Consider the following 17,671-nt stretch of genomic DNA (forward strand, 5'->3'; position numbering starts at 1 on the left):
TGACCCGGCGGCCCTCAAACCCCTGCACACCAGGGCCTTGTTCGTGATTCCGAACCGAACGCAACGCTTCGAACAGGCTTCGTCCAACCCCTTGCCGAAGCCTTAGCCGAAGGTTAACGTCCCGCAGCGCAACGCCTTTTGACCCACGCAGGGCTGAAGCCGTCGAGCCGCGGCCGCATTCGAGACAAGGACGTCACCATGTCGGCAATGAGCAACAGCAACTGGTCCCGCCGATCACTCTTCCGGGCCGCCGCGGGCATGGCCGCGGCAGGCACGCTCGCCGCGTGCGGCAGCAACAACGGCCGTGGTGGCGGGTCGGGTTCGGGCAAGAACCTGGTCCAGTTCTTCCACGCCTACGGCGAGGCCGGCACCGAGCAGGCCATCAAGAAGTACGCGAAGGCGTACACCGAGGCCAACGTGACCACGCAGTGGATCACCGGCTCCGACTTCGAGAGCAAGCTCTTCGCGACCCTGCTCACCAAGAACGCGCCGGACCTGTTCGAGTTCCACCCGCAGATCCAGCTCGTCAAGAGCGGCCAGGTGGCGGACCTGACCGACATCATCGACCCGGTCAAGGACGACTTCAACCAGGCCGACATCGCCTCGCACACGGTCGACGGCAAGATATACGGCGTCCGCATGATCGACGACCCGCAGTTCTTCTTCTACCGCAAGTCGATGCTGGAGAAGGCGAACGTCGCGGTGCCGCAGACCCTCGACGAGCTGATCGAGGCCGCCGCCAAGCTCACCACCAGCAAGGTCAAGGGCGCCTTCCTCGGCAACGACCTGCACTCGGTCATCAACCCGATGATCTGGTCGGCCGGTGCCGACACCCTCAACGACAAGAACGAGCCGGCCTTCAACACGGACGGCGTCGCCGAGGGCCTGACGAAGATGCGCAAGCTGTTCACCAGCGGCAACCTGCTCCTCGACGCCCCGGCCGACTACTGGGACCCGTCCGCGATCAACCAGGGCCTGTGCGCCATCCAGTTCTGCGGCATGTGGGCCATGCCGGCCATGCAGAAGGCCCTCGGCGACGACCTCGGCGTGTTCGCCTTCCCGAAGGTCAACGACGCCGGCAAGCCCTCGGTGTACAACGGCGGCTGGTCGATGTTCGTCAACGCCAAGGGCGAGAACGTCGACGCGGCCAAGGAGTACGTCAAGTGGCTGTGGATCGAGCAGAAGAAGTACCAGGAGGACTGGGCTCTCTCGTACGGCTTCCACATCCCGCCGCGCACCTCGATCGCCGAGTCCGCCACCAAGCTCAAGTCGGGCCTGCCCGCCGAGGGCGTCAAGCTCTTCGGTGAGTACGGGCACTTCGACAACATCGGCTGGACCCAGGCGATGATCACCGCCACGGAGAACGTCTTCGCCGACAGCGTCCGTAAGGGCGGTGACCCGAAGGCCGCCCTCGACAAGGCCGAGAAGACCGTCAACGCAGAGCTCAAGAAGCTCTTCGGATAGGCCGGCGGACGGACCACGACATGTCGACCACCACCGAGCTCGACCTCGCGGGCCCCGCCCCGGCCAAGGCCTCCAAGGCCCGGCCGCGGCGGGGGCTGCGGGGCAGCCCCACCTTCAACTTCTGGCTCTTCACCGGCCCCTTCCTGCTCGGCCTGGCGATCTTCGTCTACGTTCCGATCGGCTGGAGCATCTGGCTCAGCTTCTTCGAGGCGCGCTTCACCGTCACGCCCGACAAGTTCACCGGGTTCGACAACTACCGGCAGATGCTGGACAACGGCAACTTCACCGGCGCGCTCCTCACCTTCACCGTCTTCGCCGCGTTCATCGTGCCCACCACCTGGGCGCTCTCGCTGGGCCTGGCGATGCTGGTGAACCGGATGCGCTTCATGCGGGCGTTCTTCCGCTCGGTGTTCTTCCTGCCGACCGCGTGCAGCTATGTCGCGGCCTCGCTGATCTGGAAGATGTCCATCTTCAACGGCGTCCGCTTCGGTCTGGCGAACACGGTCCTCGGCTGGTTCGGCGTGGAGAACATCGCCTGGCTCGCCAACCCCGACCCGCCGTGGTACTGGCTGGTCATCGTCACCGCTCGGCTGTGGCTGCAGTCCGGCTTCTACATGATCCTGTTCCTGGCCGCGCTGCAGAACATCCCGCGGGAGCTGTACGAGGCCGCCGCGATCGACGGCGCCAAGCCGGGCTGGCAGACCTTCCGGCACATCACGCTGCCGCAGCTGCGCGCGACCTCGACGGCCGTGATCCTGCTGCTGCTCGTGGCCGCGTACCAGGCCTTCGACGAGTTCTTCAACCTCCTGTCGAAGACCACCTGGGGCCGCCCGCCCCTGGTCGAGCTGTACTACATGGCCCTCGGTCAGAACCAGGACTACGGCGCGGGCAGCGCGGGCGCGGTCATGCTGACCCTGCTGATCTGCGTCGTGACCCTGTTCCAGGGCAAGATCATGGGCTTCGGAAGGGGGGAGGAGTCCAAGTGAGCACGACCGCACCCGAGGTGTCCAAGGGCGCCACGCCGACGGCCCGACCGCCGCACACCAGGCGCGGCGGTGTCATGAGCTCCACCGGGCTGTACATCGCCACCGGCGTCGCCGCCCTCCTCTTCCTGATCCCGTTCTACCTGCTGATCCGCAACGCCCTCTCCACGGACTCCGACATCACCGGCGAGAACTGGAAGTTCTTCCCGACGGACATCCAGTGGAGCAACATCACCGAGCCGTTCCACGACACGACGGTCGACTTCGGCCAGTCGATGGTGAACTCGCTGATCGTCGGTGTACTGCATACAGTCGGCACCCTGTTGGTGTGCTCGCTCGCCGGCTACGGCCTCGCCCGCATCCCGTACCGGCACGCCAACAAGATCTTCTACGCCGTCCTCTTCACCCTGATGGTGCCGACCGCCGTCACCTTCGTCCCGAGCTTCGTGCTGGTCTCGTCCCTCGGCTGGGTGGACAGCTACCGCGGTCTCATCATCCCGGGCCTGTTCAGTGGTTTCACCTGCTTCCTGTTCCGGCAGTACTTCCTCGGATTCCCGAAGGAGCTGGAGGAGGCGGCACGCGTGGACGGGCTCGGCTACTGGGGCGCGTACTGGCGTGTCGTCGTGCCCAACTCGCTGAACTTCTTCGCGGCGATCGCCACGATCACCTTCATCAACGGCTGGAACTCCTTCCTCTGGCCGCTGGTCATCGGCCAGGACCCCAGCGCCTGGACGGTCCAGGTCGCGCTGTCGTCGTACATGACCAACCAGACCGTCAACTACCACCTGATCTTCATGGCGACCGCCATTTCCATCCTGCCCCTGCTGTTCGTGTTCCTCTTCCTCCAGCGCTGGCTGGTGCAGGGGATCGCGCAGACCGGCATCAAGGGCTGACGCCTTCTTCTCAGGATCTGGAGACCGATGTCTTTCCGCACCTCCGCCATCGACTACGTCGAGGACGTCTCACCGGGCAGCGGGGCCCTGCCGCCCCGCGCCTGGTACGCGTCCTCGGATGCCACGTCCCTCTCCCTCAACGGCAGTTGGCGCTTCCGGCTGTCGCCGACCGCGGACGCGCGGGACGACTCCTTCGCCGCGGAGGGGTACGACGCCGGGGACTGGGCGGAGGTCACGGTCCCGGGGCACTGGGTGCTCCAGGGACACGGTTCGCCCATCTACACCAACCACCTCTACCCCTTCCCGGTCGACCCGCCGCACGTCCCGACGGAGAACCCGACCGGTGACCACCTGCGCTTCTTCGACCTGCCCGACGAGTGGCCGTCGGACGGTGGCGCGGTGCTGCGGTTCGACGGGGTGGAGTCCTGCGCCCGCGTCTGGCTGAACGGCACGGACATCGGCGAGTTCAAGGGCTCGCGGCTGCCGCACGAGTTCGCGGTCGGGCATCTGCTGAAGCCCGCCGGGAACGTGCTCGCGGTCCGCGTCCACCAGTGGTCGGCGGGCTCGTACCTGGAGGACCAGGACCAGTGGTGGCTGCCGGGCATCTTCCGTGACGTCACCCTGCTGCACCGCCCCGCGGGCAGCGCCCTGGACTTCTTCGTGCACGCCTCCTACGACCACGTCACGGGCGAGGGCACCCTGCGCGTCGACTCCGACGTCGACGGCCGGGTGTCCGTGCCCGCCCTGGACATCGATGTCGCCACCGGCGAGTCGGTGACGGTCGCGGTGGAGGCGTGGACGGCGGAGACGCCCCGGCTGTACGACGGCGTCCTGGCCGTCGAGGGCGAGCGGGTGCCCCTGCGGATCGGTTTCCGGACCGTGGAGCTCGCGGACGGCCTGATCAAGGTCAACGGGAAGCCGATCCTCTTCAAGGGCGTCAACCGCCACGAGTGGCACCCGGAGCGGGGCCGCGCCCTCGACCTCGAGACCATGCGCGCGGACGTGCTGCTGATGAAGCGGCACAACATCAACGCCGTCCGCACCTCGCACTACCCGCCGCACCCGGCCTTCCTCGACCTGTGCGACGAGTACGGCCTGTGGGTCATCGACGAGTGCGACCTGGAGACCCACGGTTTCACCGAACAGGGCTGGCGGGACAACCCGGTCGACGACGACCGCTGGACCCCGGCGCTGCTGGACCGTGCGGCCCGCATGGTCGAGCGGGACAAGAACCACCCGTCCGTGGTCATCTGGTCCCTCGGCAACGAGGCCGGCACCGGCCGCGGTCTGACGGCGATGGCCGAGTGGATCCACGGCCGGGACGCCTCGCGGCTCGTCCACTACGAGGGCGACATCGACTGCCGTGACACGGACATGTACTCGCGGATGTACGCCTTCCACGCCGAGGTCGAGAGCATCGGCCTGGGTCTGGACGGCGGCACCCACAAGCGCCGCGAACTCCCCTTCATCCACTGCGAGTACGGGCACGCGATGGGCAACGGGCCCGGTGGACTCGCCGACTACCAGCGGCTCTTCGAGGCCCACGACCGGCTCCAGGGCGGATTCGTCTGGGAGTGGATCGACCACGGGATCAAGCACCCGGAGCTGGGCTACGCCTACGGCGGCGACTTCGGCGAGGAGCTGCACGACGGCAACTTCGTCTGCGACGGGCTGCTCTTCCCCGACCGCGAGCCCTCCCCCGGACTCCTCGAGTACAAGAAGGTGATCGAGCCGGTCCGCATCGAGGGCGGCTCGAACGGCACCGTCCGCGTGACCAACAAGCACGACTTCGCCGACCTGTCCGCCCTCGCCTTCGAGTGGGCCTACCAGGTGGACGGCGAGACCGTCGAGGCGGGCACGCTGTCCGTACCGGCGCTGGCGGCCGGCGAGTCGGTCGACGTGAAGCTGCCAGAGCCGCCCGACAGCGCGGGGCACGCGGAGACACTGTGGACGGTTCGGGCGCTGCTGGCGACGGACACCGCGTGGGCGCCGAAGGGCCATGTGGTCGGCTGGGGTCAGTTCCCCGTCGCGGCCCGCCCGGCGGTGTCCGTGGCCCGGACGGAACAGCCCCTGCTCGCCGAGCGGCAGATCACCCTCGGCCCGGCCGTCTTCGACGCCCGTACCGGCGCGCCGACGTCGATCGGCGGGGTGCAGGTCAGCGGGCCGCGCCTCGACGTGTGGCGGGCGACCACCGACAACGACGACGGCGCCGACTGGCAGTCCGACACCCGCTACGGCGCGCTGTGGCGGCAGCTCGGCTTGCACCGGATGCACCATCGCCTGGACGCCGTCGAGTTGGACGACGACGCGCTGACGGTCCGGACCCGGGTGGCGCCGGCCGCCCGGGAGGTGGGCCTGAGCACGGTGTACCGCTGGACCTCGGACGGGGACCGGCTGCGGCTGACCGTGTCGGTGACTCCCGAGGGCACGTGGACGCTGCCGCTGCCCCGGCTCGGCGTCCGCCTCGGCCTGCCGGGCCCGGCGGACCGCGTGCGCTGGTACGGCGGCGGGCCCGGCGAGGCCTACCCGGACACCAAGTCGGCGTCGCTGCTCGGCCGTTGGGAGTCCTCCGTGGACGGGCTGCAGACGCCGTACGTCCGCCCCCAGGAGAACGGCGCCCGGGCCGACGTCCGCTGGGTCGAGATCGGCGGCCTGCGCATCGAGGGCGAACCGGAGTTCTGGTTCTCCGCCCGCCGCTGGACGAACGAGCAGCTGGACGTGGCCGCGCACCTGACCGACCTCACGGCCGGCGACACGGTGTGGGTCAACCTCGACCACGGCCAGCAGGGCATCGGCTCCCAGTCCTGCGGCCCGGGCCCGCTTCCGCAGTACTTCCTGCGGGCCGTGCCGACGGAGTTCTCCTTCGTCTTCTCGAGGACGGACTGACCGATCACGATCCATGGTCGATTAATCGATTGACCCACTGATCGACATTCCGGCAGGGTCGTGATGTCGTCCGCGGTCGGTCGGCTTCCCAGCCGGCCGGCCGCTGTTCACGTATACGACAAGGAGATCGACCGAGTGACCGGCAGCATCGAAGTCCGCGGCCTCTCCCGCACCTTCCACACCACCGTCCGCCGTCCCGGCTTCACCGGCATGCTGCGCTCCCTCGTCAATCCGGAGCGGGTCGCCAAGCACGCGGTCTCCGACATCACCTTCGACGTGGCCCCGGGCGAACTCCTCGCCCTGCTCGGCCCGAACGGCGCGGGCAAGTCCACCACCATCAAGATGCTCACCGGCATCCTCACGCCCACCTCCTCTCTCCCTCGGCCAGCGCGTGCGCTGCGACCTGGCCGCCGCCCTGCTGCACGACCCGCAGGTCGTCTTCCTCGACGAGCCCACCATCGGCATGGACGTGGTGGTCAAGGAACAGGTGCGGGAGTTCCTGCGCCACCAGGTCGAGGAACGCGGCCGTACGGTCCTGCTGACCAGTTCGCCGCCGGGGGCGGATTCGTCCCGCGGGTGTTCGACCGGTAAGAGCCCGGCGCCGTCTGGGCGGCGCCGGCCGCACTGCGCGGGGCAGGTCGCTGCGGGTGAGTGAGGGCCCCGGTCAGCGTCTGCCCGATCCGCGGATCGGTGTGAACAGCGCGGCGACCGCGACCAGGACGGAGCACGCGCCGGCGACGAGGCCGACCGGCGCCGTGCCCCGCCGTTCCGCCGCCCAGGTGAGGACGACCGCGCCGACCGGGGCCGCCGCGTACTGAAGGGTCCAGAAGGCGGAGGTGACCCGGCCCAGCAGCTGTTCCGGGGTCACCTCCTGGCGCAGGGACATGGAGCTGGTGCCCGCCACGGCCACACACGCCAGGAAGACCGCGCTCAGGACCGCGACGACCGGCACGTCCCGCGCCCAGCCCAGCCCGGCGAACGCGAGCCCGCACACCGCGACCGCGCCGGTCCAGGTCGCTCCGAAGCCGAACCGGCGGCGGACCCGGGCCACCAGCAGGGAGCCGGCGATCGTGCCGAGCGCACCGGCGGCCATGACGCTGCCGACCGTGCCGTCGTCGTGCCGAAGGTCGTGCTTGAGGTGGTAGATGACCAGGTCGGTCAGGCCGAGGGTGAGGAAGCTGAAGACGAAGAGGAGGGCGGTCAGGGTGCGGAGCACCGGGTGCCGGTACAGGAAGGACACCCCGGCGCGCAGGTCCCGCCACAGCCCGGTCCGCTCGGTCGACCGGTCCGCTCGGGCCCCGGCCCGCTCCACCGACCCGTCCGCTCCGGCCCCGGCCCGCCCCACCGACCCGTCCGCTTCCGCCCCGGCCCGCCCTCGGAACCGCACGAAGACCATGCAGGCGGCCGAGACCCCGAAGCTGGCCGCGTCCACGCCGACGGCGGCCGCCGGACCGGTCCAGGCGGCCACCAGCCCCGCGCACAGCGGCCCGAGCACACCGGCCGCGGCGGCGGTCGCGTTCAGCCGTCCGTTGGCCTCCGTCAGCTGCGAGGTGCCGACCAGGCTCCGGACGACGGTGACGTAGCCGACGGCGAAGAGCATGCCGACGGCCTCGCACAGCGGCAGGATCGCGTACAGCAGCCAGATCCGCGGGCCGTACAGCCACACCAGCGGGATCACCGCGTACAGCCCCATGCGTACGAGGTCGCAGCCGATGAGCAGCCTGCGGCGGTCGACCCGGTCCACCACCGCCCCGGAGAACAGCGCCGCCAGCACCGAGGCCACCCCGCCCACCGCCGTGAGCAGCCCCATCCGCGCGACGGAACCCGTGGCCTGGAGCACCAGCAGGGGCAGGGCGATCAGGGCGAAGGAGTCACCGAGGACGGACAGGGTCTGCGCGGCCCAGAAGATCCCGAAGTCCCGCTGCCGCCACAGGGGTCGGTCGGTGGGGGGCGGTGGTGCGGACCGTGCCGCGGACGGTGGCGGAGTGCCGTCCGATGTGCCGTCGGGCGGACGGCTGCCGGACTCTCCGTCCTCACGCCGCGCCTCGTACGTCAACCGGGCCCCCGTGACTCGAAATCCCCGGCAACCATACGTCCCCCGGCGACCGCTCGACAGAGAACCACCCGCATCTCGCACCGCACACCCCACGAGGAGCAGCCGTGCCGCACGCCTCCGGAAGCGGGTACGGGGCGGCAACGCCGTATGACGAGAGCTACGCGGCGAAGCCGGCCTGCACGGGGTCGTCGAACGGGCTCGACCCGAACGCCTGACGGGCTTCAGTGGTCCGCACAGCACGGTGTCGGGTCGGGGACCTCGAAGGGGACGAGTGTGCCGCCCACGGCGGGCATGGCGGTCAGCACGAGTTCGCCGCCCTGCCATTGCGGGCGTACATGATCTCTCGTCACCAGAGGTACGTCAGAGGGTGGTTGACCAGAGGTGCCCAGTACCGTCACACGCTCGATCGCGGAGCGGGCCAGCAGCTCCGCGATCGTCAGCGTGCCGGTGAGCGACTCGGCTCCTGGGTAGATCACCGCACGTCCCGTCGCGTCGGGGGCGCCGTCCGACACCTGGTGCCCCTGGGCCGTGAGCCGCTCCTGCGTGGCACGTAGGAGCGGCTCCGACGGCAGGGCGAGAGACAGAGCAACCCGCGGACGGTCCCCGCGCACCAGGTGCGTGCAGCCGAACCAGCCCTCGGGGAGGACGAGTCCGGCCGCCAGCTCGTGGAGCAGGTGGTCGGCCGCGCGCAGGTCTCGTACCCCCGCGTCCACGGTGAGAACGTACGACGTCACGAGGGCAGGACCCACACCGGGTTGGCGTAGAACCACAGGTCGCGCCACGGGTCGGCGTCGCCGACGACATCGATGGCCGGGCCCGCCGGGTCGACCGCGGCACCCATCGCGCCGACGGCGGACCGGTTGCCGTCACTGCCGCGCAGGCGGACGTACAACGGGCGGTCCACGCGGCCGAGTTCGTAGGTGAGGCGGACCGTGCCGGCCGTCTTGTCGATGGCGTACGACTTCACGACCTTGGCCGTCGGCGCGGTGAACGTGTCCTTGTCGGAGACCGGGCCGGTCACATCGCCCTGGATGACGTCGACGCGGGCCAACTTGGGCGTGTACCCGGCCCAGTTGGGGCCGCCGGCCAGCGCCACGTCGACGGTCAGTGTGACGCGCGTGCCCTTCTTGACGTGCAGGGCACCGCCGAGTGTGGCCCAGCGGCCGCCGCCGGAGACGCGGACGTCGAGGCCGCTGATCAGCTGGCCGTGGTCGACCCAGACGCGGCCGGCGCGGATGCCGTCCATGACGGCGGCGTACGAGAAGCCGTCGGCGCCGACGTGCGTACGGCTGTACTGGCCGGGCCAGAAGTCGCCCTGGGTGATGTCGATCTTGCCGTTGTAGACCGGGTCGGAGTGCCGGCCGTCGGTCTCGAAGACGCCGCTGGTGCCGCGCGCCGCCGTGTCCGCGTACACCTGGTGGGAGTCGGAGTTGGCGGTGATCCACCAGGGCTTGCCCTCGGCGAGGAGGCTGTCCCACAGGCCGCCGACGGTGGCGGTCATCCAGTCGAAGCCGCCCCAGGTGCGGTAGCTCTCCAGCGGGTAGCCGGCGAAGGAGTCGACGCTGGGGTTGTTGTCGTAGATGCCCCGGGCGCGGGCCATACCCAGCGGCGCGGGCAGACCGGCGGCCTGGTGGCCGGGCGCGCCCTCGAAACCGACGGCGATCTGGTGGCTCGCGTCGGTCGCGTCGCGCCAGGCGCGGATCTCGTGCGGGGAGTCGACACCGCGCCGCGCCGGGTGGTTGGCGAGCATCAGCGCGTCCTTGACCTTGCGGCGGCGGACCTGCTCGCCGAGGAAGGCTAGGCCGGCGACGGCGAGGGCCTCGTTGGCGGGCAAGGAGCCGGAGGCGTTCTTCACGCTGCCGTCGTAGTCCGTCTCGAACTGCTTGAGGACGGAGACCTCGTTGTTGCCGGGGTGGACGAAGACGGTGCCGTGTTCGGCGCCCGGGATGTTCCACTCCAGGCCCTGGAAGACGAGGGTGTCCTCGTACGCGGCCCGGGCCGCCTTGATGTCCGGGTTGACCTTGTCCACCCCGATCTTGGCGTGGGTCGTGCTGCCGTGGTCGGTGATGACCAGCCAGTCCATGCCGTGCCGGGCGCCTTGGCGGACCTGGTCGACGACGCGGTACTTGCCGTCGCTGCTGTACTGCGTGTGGATGTGGTGGTCGCCGGCCAGCCAGAGGAAGCCGTTCGTACGGCGGCCTCCGGTGGCCGCGGCGGGCGTCGCCTGGCTCATGACGCTCGCGGCAGCCAGACCCGCGCCGAGCAGACCCGCGCGGCGCAGCAGCGAACGGCGGGACTGCTGCTCGGGGGTCAGGGCCTCGTCGGGCACGGAGGTGTCGAAGGCGGCGGGCAGGGGCGCGGTCGGCGCATGCCCGTGGTCGTGGTCGTGTCCGTGGTGGTGATGCCCGTGCCCCATGAACGCCTCCTGGATCCCGCTGCCTTCCGCGCCACCTCTGCGCCGCCTGTGGAGAATCCACGCGAAACCTGAACTTTGAACGACCGTGGGGTGAGCGGGGAACGACCCGGGCACGGCGGATCGCCCCGTCTCCCACTGTTTCCCCAACTGCGCTTGCCCGTCACACTGATTGCCATCAAACCTGAGCAGCGTTCATCTTCCTTGCCCCCTCTCCCTACCCCCTTCCTCCCTCCCCCCGACCGGAGACACCCCCACCATGAGAAGACTCCTCGGCACCCTCGCTGCCGCCGTACTGGCCGTCACCGGCCTGGCCGCCACCGGCTCGGCACCCGCCGCGGCCGCAGACGCGACGGCCACCGGCTCGTTCAACGTGCTGACGTACAACGTCGCGGGCCTCCCGGAGGGCCTGAGTTCGGGCAATCCGCAGACGAACACCCCGCTGATATCACCCCGCCTGGCGGCGTACGACATCGTCAACGTCCAGGAGGACTTCAACTACCACGCGGCGCTGTACGCGGGCGACAACCACCCGTACCGCACGGCGACGAGCGGCGGGGCGGGCATAGGCGACGGCCTCAACACCCTCTCCGACCACCCCTTCGAGGACTTCGAGCGGGTGAAGTGGAACAACTGCACCGGCACCAACTGCCTGACCCCGAAGGGCTTCACGCTCGCCCGGGTACGCCTCGCCGAGGGTGTCTTCGTCGACCTCTACAACGTCCACACCAACGCGGACGACACGGACGACGCGCTGGCCGCCCGACGCGCCAACGTCGAGCAGCTCTCCGACTTCATCCAGGCGAACTCCGCGGGCAACGCGGTGATCGTGATGGGCGACACGAACACGCGGTACACGCGCACCGGCGACAACATCCGCACACTGGCCGACGAGAACGGTCTGACGGACGCGTGGGTGAAGCTGGTGAAGGGCGGTACGCGGCCGACGCAGGGCGCGGACGCGCTGCTGTGCCCGACGACGGCACCGACCAACGACTGCGAAGTGGTGGACAAGGTCTTCTACCGGGGCAGCAAGCTGCTGACCCTGAACGCGACCCGCTACAACGACGAGTGGGCGTCCTTCCTGGACTCCTCGGGCGGCAACCTCTCCGACCACTTCCCGCACACAGTCGACTTCTCCTACGCCCTCGACTCCACCTTGCAGGCAAGCGACTTCTTCGGCGGTCCGCACGGCACGGCCTTCAACGACGCCGACGACCTGCCCGCCGTCCTCTCCCCGCGCACGCTGACCCTGCGCGGCGGCGCCCGTCTGGACGCGGTGTCGCTGACGCACGACGCCGGGACGACGCTGACCCACGGCGGCACGGGCGGCACGGCGACGTCCCTGACCCTGGCGTCCGGCGAACACCTCACCTCGGTGAAGCTGACAGAGGGCCAGAAGAACGGCTGGACCCGGATCTTCTCGGCCGCGTTCACCACGGACAAGGGCCGCACCCTGTCCGCCGGTACGGCCACGACCGACACGAAGACCTTCACGGCCCCGTCCGGCCGGCAGATCGTCGGCTTCACGGGCCGCGCGGGCGACGAGATCGACAAACTGGGCGTCCTGTACGCGCCGATCGGCTGATCCCACCACGTGCCCGGAGGAGTTCTGCGCGGCCGTCGAGGAGTTCCTCGAAACCCTGCCCTGACGGACGACTGCATACACTGGGCTCCGACCTTGACTCTCCAGGTCGGAGCCCCAGTGATGCGGAGGCAGTCCCCGTGGCCCGTGCCGGACTCACGACCGACCGGGTCGTCGCAGCCGCCGCCGCTCTCGCCGACGAGGCCGGTTTCGAGAACGTCACCGTGTCCGCGCTGGCCCGGCACTTCGGGGTGAAGGACGCGAGCCTGTACTCGCACATCAGGAACCTCCAGGACCTGCGCACCAGGGTCGCGCTGCTCGCGGGCGGCGAGCTGATCGACCGGATCGCGGCGGCGGTCGCCGGGCGCGCCGGCAAGGACGCGCTGGCCGCCTTCGCGGGCGCCTACCGGGAGTACGCCCTCCAGCACCCTGGCCGGTATGCGGCCACCCAGATCCGTATCGACCAGTCCCTCATCGCCGACTCCCCCGCCCTCCGCCGCACCGCCGAGATCACCTACGGCATGCTCCGCGCCTACGACCTCGACGAACCCGACCTCACCGACGCCGTACGCCTGCTGCGCAGCACCTTCCACGGCTACTGCGCCCTGGAGGCCGCCGGCGGCTTCGGCGCCCCTCGTGACGTACAGAAGTCATGGGACCGCGCCGTCGACGCCCTGCACGTGACGCTGGAGCACTGGCCCCGCGAGGAGAGGGACGATGACTGACCTCCACCTCGTGGACGGTCTCCGCTCATGCACCACCGCCGCCTCGCCCGCACCTACGAAGCGATGACGGGGCTCGTCGCCGAGAGGTCGCCCACGGCGTCGGCGTAGTACGTCGATTCCTGGAGGTGCAGGGCGAGTTCACGAAAGCCCCAGCCCTCGCCGGGCGAGGCGTCGAGCTGCTCGTCGGTGAGGGCGTCGAGGCGGTTGGCCCAGATCCGGGCGAGCCGCACGAGGCGGCTGCGGGCCTCGTCCAGGTCCTCCTGGGTGAAGGGGGCGAGGTCCGCCTCCGTGGTGGTGGCCGAGGCGTGCCAGTGGTCGGGCCGGGGCCGCTCGCCGGCCAGCCTGGCCTCCATCTCCGCCAAGTGGTCGATCAGGTGGTCGGCGACCCGGCGGATCGCCTTGTGCGGGGTGTAGACGCGATCGTCGACGTGGGCGGGCCTGCCGTCCCAGGCGGTCCAGGTGGTGGCCAGGGCCAGCACGTGGTCAACCATGCCGGTGACGGCCTGAGCGGGTGTCTTCTGCGAGGTGTCGGTCACACGTGCACGCTAGGTGCGCATCTCTTCGGCGCCGGCCGAAGTATCCAGGACGGGGCGGGCCGGGGCGGCGTGGGACGCAGGTCGCCCCGGCACTTCAGTCTCCGCGCTCCCCCGCACTCCGCTCCACGCAGAACTCGTTTCCCTCCGGATCGGCCAGCGTCGCCCACCCCGTGCCGTCCTCGTTCCGGTGGTCGCCGACCAGCTTCGCGCCCAGCGCGAGCAGCCGCTCGACCTCCTCGTCGCGGGTGCGGTCCTGTGGCTGGAGGTCCAGGTGGACGCGGTTCTTGACGGTCTTGGCGTCCGGGACGGTGATGAAGAGCAGGCCCGCGTCCTCGATCAGCGCCGCCGCGTCGCCGGGGTGGTCGTCTTCGTGCAGGGGCAGGTCAAGGACCTGGGACCAGAAGGTTCCGAGGGCGTAGGCGTCGGCGCAGTCGATGGTCACGTGGCGAATCGCGGATGTCATGCGAGGGATTCTTGTGGAGGTCTGTGAACCAGGGCAACACCGACCTTCCGGCCCGGCGGCAACCAATGGACGCACGGGCCGGCAGGTGGGACCGCTCAGTCCCGTGCGGTGACCTCGGCTCCGCGCTCGTCCACGCGGACCCGCGCCCCGGACCCCCCGCTCCAGCTGATGTCCAGCACCCCCTCCCCCTCGACCCGCACGGACACCGACTCGGCCAGCGGGGCCGGTTCCGGCTCGGCGGTCAGCCGGGCCAGCGCGACGAACAGGGTGGCGCCCTCGCCGGTGACGCCGGTGAGCTCGTCGGTGAGTCCGACGGCGGGCAGGAGTTCGGCACGGACGCCGTCCGGCGCCGCCCACCCGGTCACGCGCACCGCCGTACCGGGCTCCGCTCCCGCGACGAGATGGGCCCGCACCTCCGTCGCCCCGTGCGCGAGCACGAGGCTGGTCACCCGTGCTCCCCCGCCCGCCGTGTGCCGCGAGGCGGCCCAGCCGTCGCCCACGCCCAGCGGTTCGATACCGGTGCGGCTCGGATCGTCGCCGACGATCACACTGTTGTCGTACGTCGCCGAGGGCGCCGTCACGGTCGAGTAGGCGAGACGCGTGTAGTAGGGGTCGTAGCGCACGTCCTCGCTGCCGTGGTTGTGGAGGCGGACCAGGCCGTCCGAACTCGTCGACTGCAGCAGCCAGTTGGGGGCGGCGATGGTCGTGACCTCGTCCGCCCGCTCGGCCGGGCCCGGCTCCTCGGCCGCCGTCCACACCTCGTGGTCGGGCGGAAGGAGCAGGCCCAGGAACCCTTTGCTCGCCCAGTAAGGGGACGCCGGGCCCGAATACCCCTGCAGAACCGCCTCGTCGGGGCCGTGCCAGCCCAGGGTCAGCAGGCCGCGGGAGTCGACCGCGCCCCGGTCGAGGAAGTACTTCAGCGCGCCCGAGGCCAGTCGGCGGGTCTCACCCGGCGACAGCGGCGTACGGCCCGTCAGCGCCCCCAGCCACAGCGGGACCGTCGTGGCGAAGCGGTACGTCAGGGAGCGGCCCTGGTGCATCGGGGCGCCGTCTCCGCCGAACAGGCGGGCGTAGTCGGCGAGATGGCGTTCGAGGCGGCTCCCGTACAGCTCCAGCAGCCGGTCGTCCTTCGCCAGCCAGGCGTGCAGCACAGGGTAGAGGTGCATCGCCCAGCCGTTGTAGTAGTCGAACTTGCGTCCGTCGCCGTCGGTGTACCAGCCGTCGCCGACGTACCACTCCTCGATGCGCTCCAGGCCGTGGTCGATCGCCTTGCGGGACGCGTCCGGCTCGTGACCGATCTCCTGGAGGAATCCGCCGACCGTCACCGGGAACAGCTCCCAGTTGCACGGCCAGGCTTCCGCCGTCAGCGCGTCGGCCAGCCAGTCTGCGGCCCGCTGTCGTACGGCGTCGTCCAGGCGGTCCCACAGCAGCGGCCGCGTCAGCCGCAGCGCGAGGGCGATCGAGGCCGCCTCGACGAGGGGCTGGCCGCGGTCCTCGATCCGGGGCCAGACGCCGTCGACGCCCGCCGCGAGGCCCTCGGCGTAGCGCCCGAGCGCGGTCTCGTCCCGGCGGAAGGCCGCCAGCAGCAGGGTACGGGCGTAGCCCTCCAGGCCGTCGGAGAGGCGGCCCGACCAGCTCTCGTGGTCACCGGGGAGGTGGTAGAGGGCGCGGTCCTCGGTGGCGTACGGCTCCACCGCGGCGAGCAGGGCGTCGGCGGCCGTTTCCCAGTGGGCGCGGGTGTAGCCGGTGCGGGGGGCGGTGGTGCGGTCGGGCGGGGGCAGGTGCATCAGTGGTGTCTTTCGTTCAGGCAGGGGCCTGGGGCGTCCCGGTTCCGGTCGAGACACCCCAGGAGTGTCATCGGCTGCTCATTGCTCATCCCACCCGGACTTTGCCCTTCGGCACCAGATGCCGGGCGACGAGTTCGTCACGGACCAGGCCCGCGTACACCGTGGCGCCGTGCGCGGAGGTGTGCGTGTTGTCCCGTTTCTCGTTGTAGAGATAAATCGCCTTGGATCCCTCGACGCCCAGCGATTCCACCAGCGCCTTCGTCTTCGCGGTGAGGTCGATCAGCGGGACGTCCTCGGCGGCCGCGACCGCGCGGATGACCGCCGGGTGGTCGACACCGAGGCCGTTGACCAGCAGGGCCGTGCCGTTGTTCAGCGTGCCGTCGGAGCTGAACCAGCGCCGCACGACGGGTGTGACGAGGACCGGCTGCCCGCCCTTCGCCCGGACGCCCGCCACCAGGGTCTCCAGGTTGGCCCGGTAGGTCGCCTCGTCGGTCGTCTTGTCGTTGTGGGCGAGCTGGATCAGGACGAGGTCGCCGGGGCGGATCAGCGGCTGGACGGTGGCCCAGAGCCGCGGGTTCTGGAGGTAGGTGACCGTGCTCTCCCCCGAGTCCGCGTAGTTGGCGACGGAGACGCCCTTGCGCAGGTACTGCGGGAGCTGCTGGCCCCAGCCGGAGTAGGGGTCGCCGGGCTGGTCGCAGACCGTGGAGTCGCCGACCAGGAAGATCTGGCGGGCGATGGGGGTCCCCCCGCTCGAACGAAGCCGAGAGTGGGGGACGGCCGGGGTGACCCTGATGCCGGCCAGCGCGGGCGCCGTGCCGCCGATCGCCAGGTCCAGGCCGGGAGTCCCCTCGACTCCCGTCGGCTCGCCCTCCGGTGTGCGGACGTTCACGGTGAAACTGCGGGCGACGTGCTCGCCGGCCGCCGCGGCGGTCTCCGGCAGGAGGGAGCGCCGGGTCTCGCCGCTGATGCTCGTCTTCGACTCCGCGTCGCCGCCGAGGAGCACCTGCACGTCGTACGTGCCGGGCGGGACGTCGAAGTGGCAGGCGGTGGCGGTGCAGTTGTCGATGCCGAGCGGGCGCTGCCCGTCATGCGCCTGGGCGGGTACCGCGGACAGGGTGGCGGTCAGCGTCATCGCCGCCAGCACGGCGATGTTGAAACGTCTCACTTGCGGCTCCTCCGTCACGGCGACAAGGCCTGGCGGCTGGACCGTACCGCTCTCGGCAAGCGCTTTCTAGCTCCTGGCCGCATTTCACAAGATTGCCAACTGGGAGTGCTTGAAAGCCCTTTCGCGAAATCGATTCAACTGTCACTCTCACACACACCCGCACCCCCACACCACCTCCCGAAGGAGGCACCCCCCATGTCCGGATCCGTGAACAGACCGGTCCGACGCCGTACCTTCGTGCTCGGCACCGCGGCCGCCGCCGGTTCGGCCGCCCTCGCCGGTCCGCTCGCCACCACCGCGTCGGCGGCGGGCTTCGGCTGGAGCGACGACGGCTCCAACTATGTCGTCGACACCGGCGCCGACCTCGTCTTCAAGGTCGGCAAGACCAACGGCGACCTGACCTCGCTCGTGTACCGCGGCACCGAGTACCAGGGCTACGGCGGCAAGAACTCGCACGTCGAGTCCGGCCTCGGCACCTCCACGGTGACTCGGCCGTCCCCTCACCGCCCACCCAGCCGAGCACCCGGTCGCTGACCGTGGGCTCGTACCGGGGCAACAACGTCACGTTCACGTACAACATCCCGGCCAGTGCCTGGCTCACGGACACCGGCCAGTACAACGTGCTGAAGATCAACGTGGTGAGCGGCTCGGGGACGACGTCCTATCTCAGCGCGGGCATGTCGATCGACGCGATCGACCTGCCGGCCTGACGCCC

At 70.3% G+C, this 17,671-nt stretch carries 14 protein-coding genes and 2 pseudogenes; 9 read left to right on the forward strand and 7 right to left on the reverse strand.

Translation table 11 applies throughout. The features are described from left to right. Positions 1-198: 198 nt before the first annotated feature. The 5 genes and pseudogenes from ACFY16_RS13860 to ACFY16_RS13880 form a co-directional block, all read left to right on the forward strand. Positions 199-1,464, forward strand: coding sequence for an ABC transporter substrate-binding protein (locus tag ACFY16_RS13860; protein ID WP_390647324.1), 1,266 nt, complete (start codon positions 199-201; stop codon positions 1,462-1,464). A 20-nt stretch (positions 1,465-1,484) separates the two neighbouring features. Further along, complete coding sequence (locus ACFY16_RS13865; protein ID WP_390647325.1) at positions 1,485-2,450, forward strand: carbohydrate ABC transporter permease; 966 nt, start codon at positions 1,485-1,487, stop codon at positions 2,448-2,450. Continuing rightward, positions 2,447-3,340, forward strand: coding sequence for a carbohydrate ABC transporter permease (locus ACFY16_RS13870; protein WP_390647326.1), 894 nt, complete (start codon positions 2,447-2,449; stop codon positions 3,338-3,340). The genes ACFY16_RS13865 and ACFY16_RS13870 overlap by 4 nt, the downstream gene beginning before the upstream one ends. 27 nt (positions 3,341-3,367) lie before the next feature. After that, positions 3,368-6,226: a glycoside hydrolase family 2 TIM barrel-domain containing protein gene (locus tag ACFY16_RS13875; protein WP_390647327.1), complete on the forward strand. Its 2,859-nt coding sequence runs from the start codon at positions 3,368-3,370 to the stop codon at positions 6,224-6,226. A gap of 135 nt (positions 6,227-6,361) precedes the next feature. Then, positions 6,362-6,773, forward strand: a pseudogene (locus tag ACFY16_RS13880) (ATP-binding cassette domain-containing protein); the annotation flags it as partial. A 117-nt stretch (positions 6,774-6,890) separates the two neighbouring features. On the opposite strand, the gene ACFY16_RS13885 reads toward ACFY16_RS13880, so the two are convergent. From ACFY16_RS13885 to ACFY16_RS13895, 3 genes are all read right to left on the reverse strand, one after another. Next, entirely contained in the window at positions 6,891-8,282 is a 1,392-nt protein-coding gene (locus ACFY16_RS13885; protein ID WP_390647328.1) for an MFS transporter, read from the reverse strand. 221 nt (positions 8,283-8,503) lie between these two features. Continuing rightward, on the reverse strand, positions 8,504-9,016 hold the full coding sequence (locus ACFY16_RS13890) for a hypothetical protein (RefSeq protein WP_390647329.1): 513 nt from the start codon (positions 9,014-9,016) through the stop codon (positions 8,504-8,506). Beyond that, entirely contained in the window at positions 9,013-10,698 is a 1,686-nt protein-coding gene (locus tag ACFY16_RS13895) for a PHP domain-containing protein (RefSeq protein WP_390647330.1), read from the reverse strand. The genes ACFY16_RS13890 and ACFY16_RS13895 overlap by 4 nt, the downstream gene beginning before the upstream one ends. 256 nt (positions 10,699-10,954) lie before the next feature. Here ACFY16_RS13895 and ACFY16_RS13900 point away from each other — a divergent pair, with 256 nt between their 5' ends. Together ACFY16_RS13900 and ACFY16_RS13905 are read left to right on the forward strand one after the other, a co-directional pair. Continuing rightward, a complete protein-coding gene (locus ACFY16_RS13900) occupies positions 10,955-12,283 on the forward strand; it encodes a jacalin-like lectin (protein ID WP_390647331.1) in 1,329 nt (442 codons plus the stop codon). A 137-nt stretch (positions 12,284-12,420) separates the two neighbouring features. After that, positions 12,421-13,005: a TetR/AcrR family transcriptional regulator gene (locus ACFY16_RS13905; protein WP_390647332.1), complete on the forward strand. Its 585-nt coding sequence runs from the start codon at positions 12,421-12,423 to the stop codon at positions 13,003-13,005. Positions 13,006-13,058: 53 nt separating this feature from the next. On the opposite strand, the gene ACFY16_RS13910 is transcribed toward ACFY16_RS13905, so the two are convergent. From ACFY16_RS13910 to ACFY16_RS13925, 4 genes are all read right to left on the reverse strand, one after another. Next, positions 13,059-13,496 carry a hypothetical protein gene (locus ACFY16_RS13910; protein ID WP_390647726.1) on the reverse strand — a complete coding sequence of 146 codons (438 nt, stop codon included), beginning with the start codon at positions 13,494-13,496 and terminating at the stop codon, positions 13,059-13,061. A 139-nt stretch (positions 13,497-13,635) separates the two neighbouring features. Then, the gene (locus ACFY16_RS13915; RefSeq protein WP_390647333.1) at positions 13,636-14,004 is read right to left on the reverse strand and encodes a VOC family protein; all 369 of its coding nucleotides are present in this window, start codon (positions 14,002-14,004) and stop codon (positions 13,636-13,638) included. A 95-nt stretch (positions 14,005-14,099) separates the two neighbouring features. Continuing rightward, positions 14,100-15,791, reverse strand: a complete 1,692-nt coding sequence (locus ACFY16_RS13920) for a DUF2264 domain-containing protein (RefSeq protein ID WP_390647334.1) — start codon at positions 15,789-15,791, stop codon at positions 14,100-14,102. A gap of 85 nt (positions 15,792-15,876) precedes the next feature. Continuing rightward, positions 15,877-16,956, reverse strand: a complete 1,080-nt coding sequence (locus tag ACFY16_RS13925) for a rhamnogalacturonan acetylesterase (RefSeq protein ID WP_390647335.1) — start codon at positions 16,954-16,956, stop codon at positions 15,877-15,879. A gap of 195 nt (positions 16,957-17,151) precedes the next feature. Between ACFY16_RS13925 and ACFY16_RS13930 the strand changes: the two are divergent. Next, positions 17,152-17,445, forward strand: a pseudogene (locus ACFY16_RS13930) (rhamnogalacturonan lyase B N-terminal domain-containing protein); the annotation flags it as partial. Between the two features lie 47 nt (positions 17,446-17,492). Continuing rightward, positions 17,493-17,666, forward strand: coding sequence for a hypothetical protein (locus tag ACFY16_RS13935; protein ID WP_390647336.1), 174 nt, complete (start codon positions 17,493-17,495; stop codon positions 17,664-17,666). Positions 17,667-17,671: the final 5 nt, after the last annotated feature.

The sequence above is a fragment of the Streptomyces sp. NPDC001315 genome (assembly GCF_042896175.1).
In the GTDB taxonomy this organism is placed as follows: Bacteria; Actinomycetota; Actinomycetes; order Streptomycetales; family Streptomycetaceae; genus Streptomyces.

Coding starts and splice junctions, on each gene's coding strand:
- ACFY16_RS13860 (WP_390647324.1), top strand. CDS start 199: ATGTCGGCAATGAGCAACAGCAACTGGTCCCGCCGATCACTCTTCCGG.
- ACFY16_RS13865 (WP_390647325.1), top strand. CDS start 1,485: ATGTCGACCACCACCGAGCTCGACCTCGCGGGCCCCGCCCCGGCCAAG.
- ACFY16_RS13875 (WP_390647327.1), top strand. CDS start 3,368: ATGTCTTTCCGCACCTCCGCCATCGACTACGTCGAGGACGTCTCACCG.
- ACFY16_RS13895 (WP_390647330.1), bottom strand. CDS start 10,698: ATGGGGCACGGGCATCACCACCACGGACACGACCACGACCACGGGCAT.
- ACFY16_RS13900 (WP_390647331.1), top strand. CDS start 10,955: ATGAGAAGACTCCTCGGCACCCTCGCTGCCGCCGTACTGGCCGTCACC.
- ACFY16_RS13910 (WP_390647726.1), bottom strand. CDS start 13,496: ATGGTTGACCACGTGCTGGCCCTGGCCACCACCTGGACCGCCTGGGAC.
- ACFY16_RS13915 (WP_390647333.1), bottom strand. CDS start 14,004: ATGACATCCGCGATTCGCCACGTGACCATCGACTGCGCCGACGCCTAC.
- ACFY16_RS13920 (WP_390647334.1), bottom strand. CDS start 15,791: ATGCACCTGCCCCCGCCCGACCGCACCACCGCCCCCCGCACCGGCTAC.